At 52.7% G+C, this 18,529-nt stretch carries 17 protein-coding genes and 1 pseudogene; 7 read left to right on the top strand and 11 right to left on the bottom strand.

The genetic code is table 11. The features are described from left to right. From ACLUYS_RS01875 to ACLUYS_RS01850, 6 genes and pseudogenes are all read left to right on the top strand, one after another. Positions 1-417 (top strand): annotated as a pseudogene (locus ACLUYS_RS01875) (N-acetyl-gamma-glutamyl-phosphate reductase); the annotation flags it as partial. Between the two features lie 76 nt (positions 418-493). Then, the gene (argJ, locus tag ACLUYS_RS01870; RefSeq protein WP_230266556.1) at positions 494-1,699 is read left to right on the top strand and encodes a bifunctional glutamate N-acetyltransferase/amino-acid acetyltransferase ArgJ; all 1,206 of its coding nucleotides are present in this window, start codon (positions 494-496) and stop codon (positions 1,697-1,699) included. Beyond that, positions 1,696-2,553 carry an acetylglutamate kinase gene (argB, locus tag ACLUYS_RS01865; RefSeq protein ID WP_412658813.1) on the top strand — a complete coding sequence of 286 codons (858 nt, stop codon included), beginning with the start codon at positions 1,696-1,698 and terminating at the stop codon, positions 2,551-2,553. The genes argJ and argB overlap by 4 nt, the downstream gene beginning before the upstream one ends. Before the next feature lie 2 nt (positions 2,554-2,555). Next, positions 2,556-3,743: an aspartate aminotransferase family protein gene (locus ACLUYS_RS01860; protein WP_288338796.1), complete on the top strand. Its 1,188-nt coding sequence runs from the start codon at positions 2,556-2,558 to the stop codon at positions 3,741-3,743. Continuing rightward, entirely contained in the window at positions 3,740-4,651 is a 912-nt protein-coding gene (gene argF / locus ACLUYS_RS01855) for an ornithine carbamoyltransferase (protein WP_412658812.1), read from the top strand. The genes ACLUYS_RS01860 and argF overlap by 4 nt, the downstream gene beginning before the upstream one ends. Positions 4,652-5,094: 443 nt before the next feature. Beyond that, the gene (locus ACLUYS_RS01850) at positions 5,095-5,925 is read left to right on the top strand and encodes an HAD family hydrolase (protein WP_288338795.1); all 831 of its coding nucleotides are present in this window, start codon (positions 5,095-5,097) and stop codon (positions 5,923-5,925) included. 155 nt (positions 5,926-6,080) lie between these two features. On the opposite strand, the gene ACLUYS_RS01845 is transcribed toward ACLUYS_RS01850, so the two are convergent. The 11 genes from ACLUYS_RS01845 to ACLUYS_RS01795 all read right to left on the bottom strand — a co-directional run bounded on the left by ACLUYS_RS01845 (position 6,081) and on the right by ACLUYS_RS01795 (position 16,128). Then, the gene (locus ACLUYS_RS01845) at positions 6,081-6,458 is read right to left on the bottom strand and encodes a helix-turn-helix domain-containing protein (RefSeq protein ID WP_230266561.1); all 378 of its coding nucleotides are present in this window, start codon (positions 6,456-6,458) and stop codon (positions 6,081-6,083) included. A gap of 395 nt (positions 6,459-6,853) precedes the next feature. Next, positions 6,854-7,285, bottom strand: a complete 432-nt coding sequence (locus ACLUYS_RS01840; RefSeq protein ID WP_230266562.1) for a DUF2871 domain-containing protein — start codon at positions 7,283-7,285, stop codon at positions 6,854-6,856. Positions 7,286-7,316: 31 nt separating this feature from the next. Beyond that, positions 7,317-7,991: a hypothetical protein gene (locus ACLUYS_RS01835; RefSeq protein ID WP_230266563.1), complete on the bottom strand. Its 675-nt coding sequence runs from the start codon at positions 7,989-7,991 to the stop codon at positions 7,317-7,319. A 134-nt stretch (positions 7,992-8,125) separates the two neighbouring features. After that, complete coding sequence (locus ACLUYS_RS01830) at positions 8,126-8,683, bottom strand: TetR/AcrR family transcriptional regulator (RefSeq protein WP_412658809.1); 558 nt, start codon at positions 8,681-8,683, stop codon at positions 8,126-8,128. A 116-nt stretch (positions 8,684-8,799) separates the two neighbouring features. Then, positions 8,800-9,165 (bottom strand): AzlD domain-containing protein, encoded by a 366-nt coding sequence (locus tag ACLUYS_RS01825; protein ID WP_412658807.1) that lies wholly within the window; start codon positions 9,163-9,165, stop codon positions 8,800-8,802. Continuing rightward, entirely contained in the window at positions 9,162-9,917 is a 756-nt protein-coding gene (locus ACLUYS_RS01820; protein ID WP_412658806.1) for an AzlC family ABC transporter permease, read from the bottom strand. The genes ACLUYS_RS01825 and ACLUYS_RS01820 overlap by 4 nt, the downstream gene beginning before the upstream one ends. Positions 9,918-10,188: 271 nt before the next feature. Then, on the bottom strand, positions 10,189-11,148 hold the full coding sequence (locus ACLUYS_RS01815) for an ABC transporter ATP-binding protein (protein ID WP_230266567.1): 960 nt from the start codon (positions 11,146-11,148) through the stop codon (positions 10,189-10,191). Further along, complete coding sequence (locus tag ACLUYS_RS01810; RefSeq protein WP_304504421.1) at positions 11,148-12,383, bottom strand: ABC transporter ATP-binding protein; 1,236 nt, start codon at positions 12,381-12,383, stop codon at positions 11,148-11,150. The genes ACLUYS_RS01815 and ACLUYS_RS01810 overlap by 1 nt, the downstream gene beginning before the upstream one ends. 2 nt (positions 12,384-12,385) lie before the next feature. After that, complete coding sequence (locus tag ACLUYS_RS01805) at positions 12,386-13,429, bottom strand: ABC transporter permease (protein ID WP_230266568.1); 1,044 nt, start codon at positions 13,427-13,429, stop codon at positions 12,386-12,388. 1 nt (position 13,430) lies between these two features. After that, positions 13,431-14,378: an ABC transporter permease gene (locus ACLUYS_RS01800; protein WP_230266569.1), complete on the bottom strand. Its 948-nt coding sequence runs from the start codon at positions 14,376-14,378 to the stop codon at positions 13,431-13,433. Positions 14,379-14,448: 70 nt separating this feature from the next. Then, positions 14,449-16,128 (bottom strand): peptide ABC transporter substrate-binding protein, encoded by a 1,680-nt coding sequence (locus ACLUYS_RS01795; RefSeq protein ID WP_412658803.1) that lies wholly within the window; start codon positions 16,126-16,128, stop codon positions 14,449-14,451. Positions 16,129-16,689: 561 nt separating this feature from the next. Here ACLUYS_RS01795 and ACLUYS_RS01790 point away from each other — a divergent pair. Continuing rightward, entirely contained in the window at positions 16,690-17,715 is a 1,026-nt protein-coding gene (locus tag ACLUYS_RS01790; RefSeq protein ID WP_230266571.1) for an aldo/keto reductase, read from the top strand. Positions 17,716-18,529 lie beyond the last annotated feature (814 nt).

Below are 18,529 nucleotides of genomic sequence, written 5' to 3'. Positions count from 1 at the left end.
AAGCCCTACGCTTTAGGACTTGCCCATAAGCACATTCCAGAAATGAAAGCCGTCTGCGGTCTGCAGCAGACCCCGCTTTTTGTACCGATCGTCGATGACTATGAAAAAGGCATGCTCACCCAGGTCTTTCTCGGCAAGGACGATCTGACCAAATCTGTCAGTCTGCAGGAACTGCTCGATCTGTATAAAAACTGGTACAGCGATTCCCAGATTCAGGTCGGCGATCCGCAAGGCGCGCTGTTCTCGAATACGCTGGCCGGAAAAGACGGCATGGAAATTTTTGTCAACGGATCTTTGGAAACCGGCTATGTGCTCAGCGCCCGCTTTGACAACCTCGGCAAGGGGGCGAGCGGTGCCGCGGTTCAGAACATGAACCTCATGCTTGGCCTGGACGAATACAAAGGCCTGCATCTTTAAGAAAAACGCGAAATCCGATACGGATTTCGTTTCCATATATTTCCAGATACTGGAGAACTGCGAAGAAGGGATAAACATGAAGGAAAGTCGCAAAGGAATTACCGCAGCCGCGGGATTTCAGACCGGCGCAATTCACTGCGGGCTGCGCAATAATCCGCAGAAAAAGGAACTCGCGCTGATCGTGTCCGAAACCCCGTGCACAGCTGCGGCGGTTTACACCACCAATCAGGTGAAAGCCGCGCCGCTGCTGCTCAACATGCAGCATCTGGCCAGCGGAACGGCACAGGCCATTACCGTCAACTCGGGCAATGCCAACGCCTGTGCGCAAAACGGTGCCGAAAACGCGCTGCGTCAGGCCCAGGCCGCTGCTGCAAAACTCGGTCTGAAAACCGAAGACGTTCTGGTCGCTTCGACCGGCGTCATCGGCGTCGAACTGCCGATTGAAAAAATTGAAGCCGGTACCGAAAAAATCGTGCTGGGCTATGACTCTACCGACAGCGCGAAAGCGATCATGACGACCGATACCCGCGTGAAGGAATACGCGGTGGAATTTGAACTCGACGGAAAAACCGTCTATTTAGGCGGCATCGCCAAAGGATCCGGAATGATCCATCCCAATATGGGAACGATGTTATGCTTCCTGACCAGCGATGCAAAGATCGCTTCGCCTATGCTGGACAAAGCGCTGCATGATGTGGTGAAAAAGACGTTTAACCGGATCAGCGTCGATGGCGACACGTCCACCAACGACATGTGCATCGTTCTGGCTAACGGCATGGCCGGCAATGCCGAAATTACCGAAGAAAATGAAGACTACGCGATCTTCAAGCAGGCGCTCTTTGACGTCATGCAGAAGCTGGCGATCGCGATCGCCAAGGACGGCGAAGGCGCCAGCCGCCTGATTACGGTCGAAGTCAGAACCGCAAAAACCGAAGAGCAGGCCGAAACGCTCGCCCGTTCGGTGGCCTGCAGTTCGCTGCTCAAAGCCGCCATGTTTGGCAAGGACGCCAACTGGGGCCGCGTGATCTGCGCCATGGGCTATTCCAAAGCGCAGTTTGATCCGTCTCTTGTCAGCATTTCCTTCGCGTCGAAAAACGGCGAAATTCTGGTCTGCGAAAACGGCAAGGGCCTTGATTTTGACGAAGACAAGGCGCTTCACATTCTTGAACCCGATGAGATCGTCATTCTGATCGATCTGCACGAAGGAAAAGAGAGCGCGACGTGCTGGGGATGCGATCTCACGTACGAATACGTACACATCAATGGAGACTACCGCTCATGATGAGCGCGCAGATCCGCGCCGCCATTCTTTCGGAAGCCCTGCCGTACTTAAAGGAATACAACGGCGAAATTGTGGTGGTGAAATACGGGGGCAACGCCATGATTGACGAAGAACTCAAAAAGGCCGTCATTCAGGATGTGCTCATGCTGCACCTGGTCGGCATTCATGTGGTTCTCGTTCATGGCGGCGGACCGGAAATTTCAAAAATGTTAAAGAAAACCGGCATCGAATCCCGCTTTGTCAACGGGCTTCGCTATACCGGCGAAGATACGATGGGCATCGTGCAGATGGTCCTTTGCGGCAAGGTGAACAAGGATCTCGTTTCCCTGCTCGAAGGCAAGGGAATCGGTCTTGGCGGCATGGACGGCAATCTGTTTCAGGCCGTTCCGCTCGACCGGGATGAATACGGCTATGTCGGGGAAATCAAAGCCGTCAACAGTCAGATCGTCCGTGATCTCATTCACGGCGGCTACATCCCCGTCATTTCCTCGGTGGCTGCCGGTCTGAACGATCTCAACAGCTACAACATCAACGCGGACACCGCCGCCAGCTGTCTGGCCGGCGCACTCCATGCCAAAAAGCTGATTTTACTGACCGACATTTCCGGTCTGCTGGCGGATCCCAGCGCTCCGGACAGCCTCATTCCGGCCCTGAAAGTTTCGCAGGTGCCGGCAATGCTGGCGACCGGCGCGGTTTCGGGCGGCATGATTCCGAAAGTGGACTGCTGCGTGGAAGCCGTACGGCAGGGGGTTCAGCGCGCCAGCATTATCGACGGCCGCATTCCCCATTCCATTTTGATTGAACTGCTGACCAACGAAGGCATCGGAACGATGTTCTCCCAGGAAGAGGTGTAAAGATGAGCGATACCCAGACCATCATCGAAACAGAATCGACCCATTTCATGAATACGTACGGCCGCTTTCCCATCGTGCTCGACCACGGCGAAGGCTGCCTTCTCTACGATCTTGACCAGAACGAGTACCTCGATCTGAATTCCGGCATCGGCGTCAACTGCCTCGGCCACAATCATCCCGCACTCGTAAAAGCCATTGCCAATCAGGCGGGAACCCTGATGCAGGCCAGCAACCTGTACTATACAAAGCCGCTCGTCGACGCCGGACAGAAGCTCGTTAAGCTTTCCGGCCTGAAGAAAGTCTTCTTCGCCAACAGCGGTGCGGAAGCCAATGAAGGCGTCATCAAGACCGCCCGCAAGTACAGCATCGATACATACGGCGATCCAAAGCGTGTACAGATCATTACGCTGAACAATTCCTTTCACGGACGCACGATCGCCACGCTCGAAGCGACCGGTCAGGATAAATTTCACCAGAACTTCTACCCGTTTACCGCCGGCTTCAAATACGTCGACGCCAACGATCTGGCGGCGATGGAAGACGCCATGGACGACACGGTATGCGCTGTGCTGATGGAACTCGTTCAGGGCGAAAGCGGCGTTCGCCCGCTCGATGCCGGCTACGTCAAAGCTGTCGAAGCGTTATGCAAGGAAAAAGATATCCTGCTGATCATTGATGAAATCCAGACCGGCGTCGGCCGTACGGGAACCTTCTTCTCGTATGAGCAGTATGGCATTCAGCCTGATCTTGTCTCGTGCGCCAAAGGCCTTGGCGGCGGCGTGCCGACCGGCGCGTTTCTTGCCGGCGAAAAAGCCGCCGATATTTTGCAGCCCGGCGATCATGGAACGACCTTTGGCGGAAACGCACTGGCCATGGCTGCAGCCAACGTGGTCCTCGACCAGGTCGGCGATCCCGCATTTTTAGCCGATGTGAAACGCAAGGGCGATAAATTCATGCAGGCCATTTCAGCGATCGATTCCGATCACATTCAGGACGTGCGCGGCATGGGACTGATGATCGGCATTGAAGTCGGACCCGAAGCCATTGCCGACGATCTTGCGAAACTTCGTGAAAAAGGCCTTCTCGCTTTAAAAGCCGGCGCAGGAACCATCCGCCTGCTGCCGCCGCTCATTATTTCGGATGAACAGATTGACCAAGCCGTCAACGTGATGAAAGAGGTACTCGCATGAACCATCTGTTAAAACTCCAGGACTTATCCGCTGAAGAAATCGTTCGGATCCTCGATCTGGCCGACCAGCTCAAATACGAAAAGAAACACGGCATTGAACATCCTTACTTAAAAGGAAAAGCCGTCGGACTCATTTTCCAGAAATCGTCCACAAGAACCCGCGTTTCCTTTGAAACCGGCGTCCATCAGCTCGGCGGACAGGCGCTGTTCCTGTCTTCCAACGACTTGCAGATCGGACGCGGCGAACCGGTACAGGATACAGCCCGCGTGCTTTCCCGCTATCTCGACGGTATCATGATTCGTACGTACGAGCAGAAAGAAGTCGAAGATCTGGCTGAATATGGATCCATCCCCATTATTAACGGTCTGACCGACTACTGCCATCCTTGCCAGGTGCTCGCCGATCTGATGACGATCCGCGAAAAGTTCGGCCAGTTTGAAGGCCTGAAAATGGCGTACATCGGCGACGGCAACAACATGGCCAACTCGCTGATCGTCGGCGGTCTGAAGATGGGCATGGACGTCGCGTGCGCTTCTCCTAAAGGCCATCAGCCCGATCCAGCCGTTCTGGAATTCGCGAAGGAATTCCCGGGCAAGTTTACGCTGACTGAAGATCCAAAAGAAGCCGTCAAGGACGCGGATGTCGTCTTTACCGACACCTGGGCGTCGATGGGCATGGAAGCCGAAAAGGAAGAGCGCATGAAGCTGTTCCAGGGCTATCAGGTCAACGACGAACTGCTCGAACTCGCCAAGAGTCCGGTTATGATCCAGCACTGCCTGCCGGCGTACCGCGGTCAGGAAATTACCGAAAAAGTTTTCGAAGAACACGCGGACGAAATCTTTGAAGAAGCCGAAAACCGTCTCCATGCGCAGAAAGCCGTCATGGTTCTGCTCATGAAAGACGAATAGGCTGCCGGCTTTCGAATCGGTACAAACCGCAGATTTCCTTTACAAACCGCGAAACGATACGCGATTTCAGCAGAACACCCATACTTGTACTGCCGCTGCGCGATCCATATCCACAGGCTTTCGCTTTTGCCGGATGAATCGACTCCATACTCCTTTCCAGACGCCTTTCTGGCCGCTTTGGTTTTAAAACGGATTTCCCGGCAAAACACAAAGTCAGGTACCCCAAAAGGTTTTCCGCATGTCTTTACCCTGGACATGCAGAAAACCTTTTTTCGCTGGATCCGTTTTCCCGAAGAACGAGGCAAAAACAGGGGAGGGACGCGAAAAAAAAGGGACAGAATGCCCGCTTCAGGACTACGCTGAACGCGGGAGAATTTCGTGAAGACGTGAAACGCGAAACGCGCAAAGAAGAAAAATGAAGAAAAAAAGAGGAGGCGCAAAAAATGATGAAGGCAGAAAAGCATACAGACGAGATCCGAATGATTTTCTTTGATATTGACGGCACGCTGATCGACATGAATACGAAGGTGATCAGCCCCCGCACCGTTGAAGCGCTTTGCCTGCTCCAAAAGGAAGGCGTTCGTATCGCCATCTGTACGGGCCGCTCGCCCATGCAGATTCCAAAGTTTGAAGGCGTAGAGTTTGATGCCCTGCTTTCTTTTAACGGCTCTTACGCGACCGATCGGGACGGTCAGGTCATCTGTTCCTCGCCGCTCGATCCCGATGATGTGGAAACAATTCTGGCCAATACGCAGGCTATTGGACGCCCCGCTGCGCTGGCGACAACCGAAGAAATTATGGCCAACGGCACCGACCAGGATCTGAGCGATTACTACGCCATCAGCAAAGCCCGTCTGATTCCCGATCCGGACTTTGACAAACACCGTAAAGGCAAGTGTGTCTATCAGATCATGACGGGCGGACGCAAGGACGAATACGACTCCATTATGAAAAACACGAAAAACGCCAGAGTGATGGCGTGGTGGGACCGGGCGATCGACATCATTCCGGCAAGCGGCGGAAAAGGCGTCGGCGTCCAGAAGGCGCTCGATCATTACGGTCTGACCAGAGAACAGGCGGCTGCCTTTGGCGACGGGGACAATGACCGGCTGATGCTGGAAGCCGTAGGACTTGGCGTCGCCATGGCTAACGGCTCTCCCTCGCTTAAAGTGATTGCGGAGGATATCTGTCCGAGCGTGGAAGAAGACGGCATTTACCAGTACTGCGTCGCACAGGGCTGGATCCATCCGGAAACCGGGGATGCCAAAGTCTGATCCGACCGGCTCTGTTTTCACGCTGCGTTATTAAGAACAGACGAAGAAAAAACAAAACGCATCCGGATTGTAAAAATCTGGATGCGTCGTTCTTTTCCGTGGTGAAGAAGAAACAGATCCCCTGAAGTAAGAAAAAAGTCAGATTTGGATCCGTCCTATACGTCGATTTCGCGATCCTGCAGGCTCTGGAGGGCGGCTTTCTCCTGGTCAAAACGAAGAACGCCTTCCAGGATGTATTCCATCAGATGCTGCTGGTCTTCGTCGAGCCGGCTGATCAGCAGCAGAAGCGTCTGACTGCGTCCGGATTTACCCGCGCCGGTCAGCAGAAAATCACAGGAGACGCCAAAAGCCTCGCTGAGTTTAATCAGCGTTTTCAGCGAAGGGGAAGAGAGCCCCCGCTCCAGATTGGAAATATACTGGGTATTGACGCCGATAATATCCCCCAGAGCTTCCTGGGTATAGCCTTTTTTCTTTCGACACTCGTAGATCCTTTTGCCAATTTCAATGCTGAGTTCATCTTTTTCTTTTTTCATAAAATCAACCCGTATAAACCGCGCCGAGCCGAACAGATGAAGGATCGCATAGCCGTCTCGATTAACTGGAAGCGCATGATGATTCCATTGTAATTAGCATAAGATGAATAAAACACAACCCAGAAGTGGATAAAAACTAGAACTATAAGAATTAGATTCTCCTTTAATGCGTTGCGTTTTCAACCTTTTTGGATGGTTCTGTGTCCGCTGGCAGGTTCCCGGACGGAACAGCAGTCCGGCTGCTGAAAAGCGTGAATTCAGAATTCAGAAAAAAGCCGGATTCTCTTCATTGAAAAACAAAGAGGATCCGGCTTTGTAATGCGGGGGATTTTCCTGGAAAAGGGGGCAAAAGCGATGGGGGAGAGAAGGTCGGTGTTTGAAATCGAAGCTTCGCTTCAGTCTTTGGCCGCAAAAATCGCCTTGCGAATTTCCAGAAGAAGGAGAACCAGGCTGACGCCCAGAACAATGTGGCCGATACCGGCAATGCCGGAAATGGCGGCGCTTGCGCCGTGTGAGAGCGGCGTGCTGAACACCTGGAGTGTGCCGCGCACCAGCATCATGATTTCGGTCAGAATCAGACCGAGGTTGTAGGCAAGAATGATGTGATCGGTCTTCTTTGTCGTAAAGGCGAAGTTCTTTTCCAGCAGGACGAGAAACAGGAACATCGCCATCCCTAACATAAAGAAATGGGGATGGACGACGGAAAGCATCGTCTTGCCGGTATAGCCGACAAACTTGGGCAGTTCGCGGAAATAGACACCGCCGACCATGGCCAGAAGCGCATAGACCAGAGCGGTATTCATGTACTTTTTCATGGATTGTTTCATACTCGCGTTTTCCTTTCTTCGCTTTACGCGTTTAAGCCGAGGCTTTCTGGGATTTCTTCATCGCGCTATAGCCGATCAGAACGGTCCAGACATACGCGCATGTCTTCGGGATCATTAACATGCCGATCGCTGGAACTTTCGAGGCGAACAGTACAACGGGAATGTAGAAGGCAAAACTCAGAACGATCGTCAGCCACATCCATTTAAACGCCTTGTCCTTGGCGGCTTTGGCACTGCGATAAAACAGAACGATCATGAGCAGACCGAGCAGCGCGAACGGGATGTTGCGGTAAATGCCCCAGGAGAGCGGCTCATGCGTGGATGTCCACGCGTTTTGGGGGAAGAGGCAGAGCGCAATCCGAATGATGGCCAGACACCAGACGATAATCGTCAGGTTCTGCGTATGTTTTGGGTGATAGCGCTCCTTCCAGACGGAATAAAGCAATACGTAAAAAATGGTCATCGTAATGGATGTGATGAGCTTTCCGATGCCCAGCGCGGCGGTGTAGTGATCCAGACCGGTGGTACAGAGAGCGACCATACGCGGAACGAGATGGAACGCGTCGCCGCATCCCAGAATAACGGCCATCCATCCAAAGAGACGGTATTGTTTCACACCCTTGCAATCGCGAATCATTAAAATGCCGAGGGTGATGACGGTAAACAGATAAACCACATCAAACAGGGTTTCCAGAATAGCCTGCATAGTAAGACTCCTTTCACGATCAGACTTTCCAGAACTAAATGTACGCTATGTAAGCGGCAGAGAAGATCGATGCGCCCAGATAATGTGAACAATGTTCACTTTTGACAAAAAAATTGTTCTGAGGCAGGAAGGCCTCAGAACAGAAGCCGGTCGGCGGCGGTCAGAATCAGGGAAGGATCGTAGTTTTCCTCAACAATGGAAGCCAGAAGCAGGGAAAACAGAATCTGCGCTGCCTGTTCCGACGAGAACGCAGGGTCGAATCGGTTTGCGGAAATAGAGGGGTCCTTTTCGATCGTCTGCGTGATCGTACGGACGATCTGCTTCCAGGTCCTTCGCATGAAGACGGAGCTTTCCTGCCGTTCGTTGCTGGCGATCAGGCGGGCGTGCATGGTCGCAAAGCCTGGATACGTATGAAAGACGTCTTCCATCTGCGCATACCATTGCTTCAGCAGGGCCTTCAAGTCGTTCTGTTCCAGAAAGCCTTCAGGCAAATGGAAAATTTCCTGCCATATGCTGATGACGGTGGCGCTGACCAGATCGCTTTTCGAAGGAAAGTAATGGTAAAGACAGCCGACCGAAACCTGGCAGGCGCTCGAAACGTTCCGAATGTTTAAATCGTTCCAGCCCTGTGTCGAAGCCATACGACGACACGTTTTCAGAATTTCTTCCTTGGACGTTGCAGCGGGTTTCATCGCACTCTCTCCTTTCCTTTTGCTTTTCGGATCTCGTTTCTGGTCTCTCTCGGATCTCATTCGCGGTCGTATCCCTGGCGTAAGCCAGTCAGGCGGGAGATCTCCAGTTACTGTGATTATAAAACAGGAAAAAAGCGAAACGCATCTCGATCGAGACACGCTTCGCTCTGGCTTTTTTCAATACACGAAAAGATACAGAAGCAGATCGAGCAGAACGGCTCCAGTACGCTGACGATAACGGGCATTTTACGATAGGCGCAGAGCACGGCGATCGCGCCGCCGCCCACCCCGATCAGAATGTGCTTTGGATCTGTCTCCAAAATTCCGGGAAAGATCAGCGAAGCCATGACCGTATACGGCAGCAGCTGCAAAAAGATTTTGCCTTTGGAAGAAAAATGAATTTTCGAGACGAGCAGAGCCGGCACGAGACGCGGAATCATCGTGGAGAGCGAAAGCAGAACGGTCAGCAGGAAGAAATTCATACGTCTTCCTCCTTTACAAAGAGCAGACCGATCAGCGCGCCGGCCAGCGAACCGATGACAATATTCCATCTGCCCTCAATATAGACGCTCGCCAGCCAGGAAAAGAGCGCCGCCGCAAGAACCGGAATCCAGAGACGGGCATGCTTTTGCAAGGAAGGCGTCAGCAGCGCCAGAAACATCGCCGGCATGGCGATGGCGAACGCCGCGGTTAAGACGGGCGGGAAAAAGGCGCAGAGTACGGCGCCCAGCGCGGTTCCGACCCACCAGGAAAACCAGGAGCCAAAGGCCAGACCGCCAAAAAAGGCCGGCGTGATTTTCGAATGATCCTGCGTTGTAAACATGGCGAACACTTCGTCGGTCACACCGAGCGAAAGCACACAGCGCAGCCACAGCGGCGCTGTTTTCAGATCTTCCATGACGACCATGCTCATGATGATATGGCGCAGATTCATGACGAAAACGGAAATGACAATCGTCCAGAGCCCCGCATTCTGTGCCAGCATCGACGCCGTCGTCATCTGTCCCGCGCCCGTATAGACGAACAGGGACAGTGACAGCGTCTGCCAGAAATTCATGCCTGCCGTCTGCGCCATGCCCGCGTAGGCGATGGCAACTGGAATATACCCCAGCATAATCGGCACGCTGGCCAGAAAGCCCGCTCGAAACGCGCCTTTGGACTTCGCGGCCGATGCCGGCTGGTTCTGGCATGCAGATGTCCTCTGGAGCTGTTCAGCCTCTTTGGATTCCTTCATGAAACTATCCTTTCTTTCCAATCGATCGCCTTTTATCGAGCGCCGTCTGGGCTTGTCTTGATCTGGCGATCCGGTTTTCTTTCTTATTCATTTCGCTTATTCTTTCCGATGTCACGTCAGCTTGAAAACCGTATGAAAGCGCGGAAAGAAATGAAAAATTTGTGGAATAGAAAAAAGATATGACATGTTTCCCGACCTGCTCAATTGGGAAGCGTCATATCTTTTCCTTTGGAAGAATTTTGATTTGAGATTGTCTGGTTCTAAAGCCTTTTTAATTCAATCGGGCACTCTGACGCGCGTCTTCTTTGGCTTCTTCTACCCATTTGGCCAGCTCTTCATCGGTCGCCAGAACGTAATGCGTTCCGTCGATGTGCTGCTTCTTGCCTTTGGTGTAGTCGACGCCCATCGCGTCGGCATCGTAGGTGAGCGCCACGCGTTTCTTTTCGATGACCGGGTTTGGTTCCGGGTTGGCGGAAAGAAGGGAGCGGGTGTACGGATGAACTGGATGCGTGAAGATTTCATCCGTTGTACCGGTTTCGACCAGATGGCCCTTATGCATAACGCCGATGCGGTCGGAAATGTATTTGACCATGCTCAGGTCGTGGGCGATGAACAGGAACGCCGTGTTGGTTTCCTTCTGAATTTTTTTCATCAGGTTGACGACCTGCGCCTGAATGGATACATCGAGCGCGGAAATCGCTTCGTCGGCGATGATCAGCTTCGGGTCCATGATCAGCGCGCGGGCAATCCCGATACGCTGACGCTGTCCGCCGGAGAACTGGTGCGGATAGCGGTTAGCGTGTTCCTTGGACAGGCCGACGAGCTCGAGAATGTCGTAGACTTTCTGGTCGCGCTCTTCCTTCGTGTTGTACAGATGATGGATATCGAGGCCTTCCGCGATGATATCGAGAACTTTTTCACGCGGGTTGAGGCAGGCCATTGGGTCCTGGAAAATCATCTGCATGTTCGTATGGAGAAATTTCTCATCTTCATGCGACATCTTGCCGGATACGTCGCGGCCGCAGAACGTGATTTTTCCGGACGTCGGACGATACAGGCGAATGATCGAACGGCCGGTTGTGGATTTTCCGGAACCGGACTCGCCCACCAGACCGTACGTTTCGCCCTCATCGATCCAGAAGTCGATGCCGTCTACCGCCTTGACGGTAAAGGAACGGCTGACTTTGAAGTGCTGCTTGAGGTTTTCTACTTCAAGAATTCGATTGGCCATTATGCAGAAACCTCCTCTTCTTTACGTTCTGTTTCTTTGTTTTCAGCTACAGGTTCCTCTTTCGTTCCGAACGGTTTTTTCGGCGCGGTTACGGTATAGCCAGCAGCTTTGCGCATGCGCTCAAGACGTTCCCTGAGTTCAGGCGGCATCTGTACGTCCGGCGCCTTCGGGGCCAGAAGCCAGGTGGCGGCGGAGTGGGTATTGGTAATGCGGAACATCGGCGGATCGATTTCTTCGTCGATTTTCAGTGCGAAGCGGTTGCGCGGGGCGAATGCGTCGCCCTTGATTTCGTACAGCAGGTTGGGCGGCGTACCCGGAATGGTGTACAGCTCGTCGCCGGATGTATCCATATCCGGCATGGACGCCAGAAGGCCCCATGTGTACGGATGACGCGGATCGTAGAAGATCTCGTTGATCGTACCTTTTTCGACGATCTTGCCGGCGTACATGACGTTGACGTAGTCGGCAACTTTGGCGACAACGCCGAGGTCGTGGGTGATGTAAATAACGGACAGATCCTTCTTTTTCTGGATGTCCTTGATCAGCTCCAGAATCTTGGCCTGAATCGTAACGTCCAGCGCGGTCGTCGGTTCATCGCAGATCAGAACTTCCGGGTCACAGGAGAGCGCGATAGCGATAACCACACGCTGACGCATGCCGCCGGACAGCTGGTGCGGATAGTTTTTCATGCGCTTTTCCGGATCGTTGATGCCGACCAGACGCAGCAGTTCGACCGCACGGTCCCACGCCTGTTTTTTCGGCATATTGTAATGGTAGCGCATGGCTTCCATGACCTGCTTGCCGATGGTCATCGTCGGGTCGAGCGAAGTCAGCGGATCCTGGAACACCATCGCAATGCGGCGGCCGCGGATCTGCGACTGAATGAATTTCGGGGAAGACTGAACGATATCGACCGTTTTCTTTTCTTCCGGTCTGGGGTAGCCGTCCGGAATGCGGCCATTGTATTTGGTCTGAATTTCCGCGATTCTCTCAGGCGGGAATTCGTAGTACGTGTATTCAATCGATCCGTTCTGGATTTTTCCGTTGCCGGCCAGAATGCCCATGACGGCTTTGGTCGTAACACTCTTTCCGGAACCGGATTCGCCGACGATGGCGATCGTTTCGCCGCGGTGCAGATCGAGATTTACGCCGCGTACCGCGTTGACGGTACCGTTGTCGGTAGTAAAGGCGATATCGAGATCGCGGATTTTAAGAATGCGTTCTTTCTCTTTCATCTCTACATCTCCTTCATTTTCGGGTCGAAGGCATCGCGCAGACCGTCAGCCAGCAGGTTGAAGGAAAGCATCAGAATACCGAGGATAACAACAGGAATAATGACCATGTACGGCGTAACCAGAATGGATTTGAAGCCGTCGTTGATCAGCGAACCCAGCGAAGCCTGCGGGGCAGGAACGCCAAGACCGACCATGGCGAGGAACGCTTCGTAGAAGATCGCGTTAGGAATGGAGAACATCGCCATGATGATGATCTGGCCAAAGATGTTCGGCAGAATTTTTTTGAAAATAATGAAGAATCCGCTCGCGCCCAGCGTCTTGGAAGCCAGAATGAATTCTTCTTCCTTGATCTTAAGCACCTGCGCACGGGTGACACGGGCCATGCCGATCCACTCGGTCAGAATCAGGGCGACGATGATCGTATACAGACCCGGCTTCATGATGAGCAGAAGCAGCGTCAGAATAACGAGCGTCGGAATGGAGTTCACGATTTCCTGGAAGCGCTGCATGATCGAATCGACCAGACCGCCAAAGTAGCCGGAAATCATACCGTAAATAATGCCGATGAAGACGTTGACGAGAACCGCGGTTCCGGCAACGAACAGGGAAATGCGGCAGCCTTCCCAGCAGCGAACCCACAGGTCGCGGCCGAGAACGTCGGTACCAAAATAGTGGTAGACGTTGGCGTATTCGCCGACGTACTGTCGAATGCCGCCCTGGCCGTTGAACCAGCCGATCCATTCCAGACCCGGAATGCGCGGGGCCATGGACTGTTCCGCGGTATTTACGGCGTCAAAGCTGTAATGCGAAAGCATCGGGCAGGCAAACGAAAGAATAAGGAAAACAACAATGATGGCACCGCCGATGAGCGCGCCCTTGTTGGATTTAAAACGAACCCATACGTCGTGCATGAAGGAGGAACTTGGCGTGACCTCGTCATGATCCAGACGCGTCGGGATGTCGATCAGCTCGTAGTCCTGATCGAGAACGCGATAGCCCTCGAGAAATTCATCGAGCTGTTTCTGACTGGAAATTTCAGCACGCATCTTAAGCGTCCCCCTTTCCAAGGCGAATACGCGGGTCGATGATGCCGTACAGCACATCGATCAGCAGCATGACAAAGATGTATAAAGCGGAGTACAGGAAACTGATCGCCAGAATGACGTTATAGTCGCGCACTTCAATCGCCTTGACGAGAAGCGAGCCAAGACCTGGAATCGCGCAGATTTTTTCGATAACCATACTTCCGGTCATCAGGCCAACGATAATCGGACCGAGAACGGTGATTACCGGAATCAGACAGTTGCGGATTGCGTGCATCCAGATCAGACGGCGCTGCGAAATGCCTTTGGCCTGCGCGAGCAGAATGTATTCGCTGCCCAGCACTTCAATCATTTCCGAACGGGTAAAACGCGCGACGTTGGCGACAACGCCAAAGGACATGGCGACCATCGGAATGATCGAAGAAGCGACCGGCCGGGCGTTGTTGTAAATGACAGGCAGAACGGGCATCTGTACGCCGAAGAGGATCAGCAGCAGAAGACAGATGACAAAGGACGGGATGGAAACGCCGATAACAGACAGGATCGTCGCAAAGGTGTCCCAGAAATGGTTGCGGTTGAGCGCAGCCACGATCCCGAGAATCAGACCGAAAATCGTACCGATGACGCAGGCGCCGATACCCAGACCGAACGAAACGCCGATACGGGGTCCGACGAGTGCGGAAACCGGCATGTTGCGCTGAATCGCGTAGGAAATGCCAAAGTCGCCTTTAATCATGTTGGCAACGTAAATAAAGAACTGCTGCAGCACGGGCTTGTCGAGTCCGTAGGCTGCGTAAATCTGTGCTCTCTGCGCCTCGGTCAGTTTCTCATCGTTGAACGGCGTACCCGGCATCAGCTTAAGCATCAAGAAGAGTACGAAAACAATCACAAATAACGTAACGATGGAAATCAGAACCCGACGCAGGATATATCGGATTGTTGATTTGTCCATAATGAATCCTTCCTAAAAAACGGGCCCCTGGCCGGGACCCGTTCAAAACATGTCTTTGGCAGGAAAGCGGTTATTCCGTTTTGGCAAGGTTCTTATAAATATAAGGAACGCCGAAGGAATGGGCTTCAATGCCGGTAACTTTCTGGTTTACAAGGCTTGCACCACCGACCTGGAAGATACCAACAACTGGGGAATCTTCCATCAGCAGTTCTTCTGCCTTGTGGAGAAGTTCCCAGCGTTCTTCAGGAGTTGCTGCGTTGGCTGCATCCTGAATCATCGCATCGTATTCCGGGCTCGAGTAATCGCCGTAGTTGTAGGAATTGCCTGTAACCATCAGGTTAAGATACGTGGTCGGGTCGGCATAGTCCGGACCCCAGCGAGTCAGAACGATGTCAAAGTCGCGGGCTTTCTGGGGTTCAATGCGGTTTTCTTTTTCCTGGCTGACCATTTCGATCGTCAGACCCGGGAGTTTCTGAATTTCGGACTGAATGAATTCAGCAGCCGGTTTGGCGGGATCGGATGGCTCGTAGAGCAGACGCAGGCTGATGGAATCAACGCCGAGTTCTTCCTTGGCTTTGTTCCAGTATTCTTCTGCGGCTTTCAGACCGTCATCGCCGACTTCTTCGTAGAACTTCTTGGCACCATCGGTGTAGTCCTTGCCGTCAGGTCCAGCGGCGAAGGCTTCCGGAACGAAGCCGCCGATCGCAATGGAACCGTCCTTGAGGACGTTGTCGCAAAGGTCGGTACGGTCGATGACGGTAGCGATGGCTTTGCGCAGGTTTTCGTTTTTCAGGTATTCATTGTTGAGGTTGTACTGGAGGTACCAGAGGTAGCCTTCGAGGTACGTGGTGTAGCTTGGGGAATCCTTGTATTTGTCAACGAGCGTGGAGTTGAGCTTGGTGAAGTCGGTCTGTCCGTTTTCAAAGCTCAGTGCGGAAGTAGACGCTTCCGGAACGATGTTGACGTCGATTCCGGCAACTTTGACGTTTTCGGCATCCCAGTAGGATTCGTTCTTGTCAAAGGAGAGGGAAGAACCCTTGGTCCACTGCGTCAGCTTGTATGGACCGTTGGCCAGCAGGTTGTCCGCGGTCAGACCGTAATTGTCGCCCTGCGCTTCAAAGAATTCCTGGTTGATCGGGTAGAATACCGGGAATGTCATCAGCGAAAGGAAGTACGGGCACTTCGTGGAAAGCTTGACTTCAAAGGTCTTGTCGTCAACGGCCTTAATGCCGAGCTTCTTGTCGGTTTCGCCGTCATAGACAATGGCTTCTGCATTTTCTACGCAGGCACCGTCTGCAGTAAACAGGTAAGCGTATTCGGCTTTCGGGTTTGCTGCGGTGTAATTCCATGCAAATACAAAATCGTTGGCCGTAACCGGTGTTCCGTTATCCCAGTTTGCGTCGCGCAGATGGAACGTGTAGGTCAGACCGTCATCGGAAAGCTCATAAGATTCCGCAATGCCAGGAACGGCATTTCCGTCTTTGTCCATCGTTTCGAGGCCTTCAACGGAAGCAGCGATCATCTCAAAAGACATGCCGTCTGTTGCGTAGCTGCTGTCCAGGGAGATCGCATCATTTTCCTTGGCCAGAGTCACCCGCTCACCGGTAGCGGAAGTCTTTGTACCCGACGTCTCAGAAGCGGAAGTCTTTGTGCCCGACGTCTCAGAAGCGGATGGCGCTGGCTGAGAGGAGCAGGCAGCAAGGGAAAGACCCATTGCACCGGCGGTAAGAACTGTGAGAAATTTTTTCATTGTTCTCCTCCATAAAAATTTATTTCAATTATAGATAGATGAAAATAATTTCCAATCTCACGGAAACAACTTTCACAAATTTCCGCAAAAAATAGGCTGAAACCGCTTGCATCTGCTGAACTTTTTCTTTGTTTATATAGTCGGTGCGGTGTTTACAGCCTGTGAACAGACCGCCTGTAAAAAAAGCAGACCCGTTCGTAAGGCAAGCTGTCTGCGTGAAAATAAAAGATCAGGACTTTAGAAAGTCCTATGCTGATCAAAGATGAAAAAACTATTCGGATCCGATACGCCTCCAAACATGCCCGACAGGCGGATGGACGCATCCGCCTGCTGCCCGCAAGCCAAAAGATATATCCGGCGCAGAGTGTGGTGAAATGCTATTCTGAAACCGGAACGTACAGAAGATTGCCGGTGATAAAAATGCACCGCAGCTTGTGTACGAAAGGCAGATCGAAGCCGGAAAAGAGGCAAAGGCCCGGTTTCCCGCTTCGTTTCGCCGATCCGGATCAAAATCCGGATCGTAACTATACCGCCCATAATATATTGAAAGGAAAAACGTATATGTACATCGCAAATCCAGACCGTTATAAACAAATGGAATACCGCCGCTGCGGCAATTCCGGTCTTCTGCTTCCCACCCTCTCGCTGGGCCTATGGCAGAACTTTTCCGACCATTCTTCGTATGAAAACATGAAGAAGATGATCCTTACCGCCTTTGATCACGGCATTACCCATTTCGATCTGGCCAACAACTACGGACCCGAACCTGGTGCCGCTGAAAAGTATTTTGGCCGCATTCTCAAGGAAGAACTCATGCCCTATCGCGATGAGCTGATCATTTCGACAAAAGCCGGCTACGAAATGTGGGACGGCCCGTACGGAAACTGGGGTTCCCGCAAATACCTGCTGGCCAGTCTCGATCAGTCGCTGGCCCGCATGGGTCTCAACTACGTCGACATTTTCTACCATCACCGCATGGACCCGAATACCCCGCTTGAAGAAACGATGGGGGCCCTCGCCCAGGCTGTTCGCGCCGGCAAGGCGCTGTACGCTGGCTTGTCCAACTACGATGGCGAAACGCTCAAAAAGGCATGCGCCATTCTCGATGAGCTGAAAGTGCCCTACGTCATCAACCAGAACCGCTACTCGATTCTTGACCGCACCGTGGAAACCAACGGCGCGCTCGCAGCCAGCAACGAACTGAACAAAGGCATGATTACGTTCTCCCCGCTGGCGAAAGGTCAGCTGACCGACCGCTATCTCAACGGCATTCCCGCTGACAGCCGCATTCGTACCGACGGCCGCTTCCTGCATGAGTCCGATCTGCCCGAAGCCAAAGTCGAAAAGCTTCGCGAGCTCAACGAACTGGCGAAGAAAAAAGGCTGTGAGCTTTCCGCGCTCGCGCTGCGCTGGCTGCTCGACAAGGAAGGCGTTACGTCCGTTCTGATCGGCGCCAGCAAGCCCGAACAGATTCTCAAAAATCTCAAGGCGCTGGAAACGCCCTCGCTTACTCCAGAGGAAATGGAGCAGGTCGACAAAATTGCCGCCGAAATCCACGCGATTGAAAAACAGAATCAATCCAAATAAAGCCAGTTCCAGAGGATATCGCTCAGAATCCGAAAAAAAGTCAAAGTCTAAAAGCCGCCTGTATTTAGCAAGTTCCCAGAGAATTTCGAAAGCCCAGGCGGCTTTTGCGGGATGAGAAAACTTCGACTGGAGCGGAACGAATGCGTGCTTCATTCTTTTTAAAGCAGCTGTTTTTTACGCGGGTATACTTGCGAAATGAAAGGGGTCGAAGGAAAAAGAAATCGAGGCAGATGGACTGGATCCAGACGGTGAACAAAGTGGTAATTCCCGCTTCAAAACGTGGAGAAAGGAGCAGAAATTCCGTCCGTTTCTGCTGCGGATCCGCGGCGATCTTATGGATGCCCTTGAAATGCGAACTATCATGAGCGAGTTTTCGTCTGTTTTTTTTAAGAGGACTAAGGCGGATGCCGCCGGTGGGGTGTCTGGCCTTCTCCCGCCGCTTACCCCCTGCCAGGTTAAGGAGCAGAATGCGTTCGCCAGAAGTGCCGTCAGCGGGTTTAGAAAATCGGTAATTTTTGCCAAATCGCTAAGACGGCCGATGACGCAGACGTGAAGAACGGAAAAGTGCGAACAAACGATCGCTGCCTGACGTATTCGAAAATCGAGAATCGAGAATTGAAACGAAATTGTGCAGCAGATTAAGAACAGCGCGAAGGAATACCCGATCCGGCGGCGACTTTGAAATCGCACCGTGCCCGCATGAAACCGGCTCGCGTTGAGACAGGATCCCTTTGAGAAAGGATACAAAGGAGCGAAAGGACAGTCCAGGTTGCCTTGAAACGAAAATGAGGGTTTAATCCCTGCAAGCTTTTTG

Source organism: Allobaculum sp. (assembly GCF_047010065.1).
Lineage (GTDB): Bacteria > Bacillota_I > Bacilli_A > Erysipelotrichales > Erysipelotrichaceae > Allobaculum > Allobaculum fili.
This window is presented reverse-complemented; position numbering and strand designations above follow the sequence as displayed.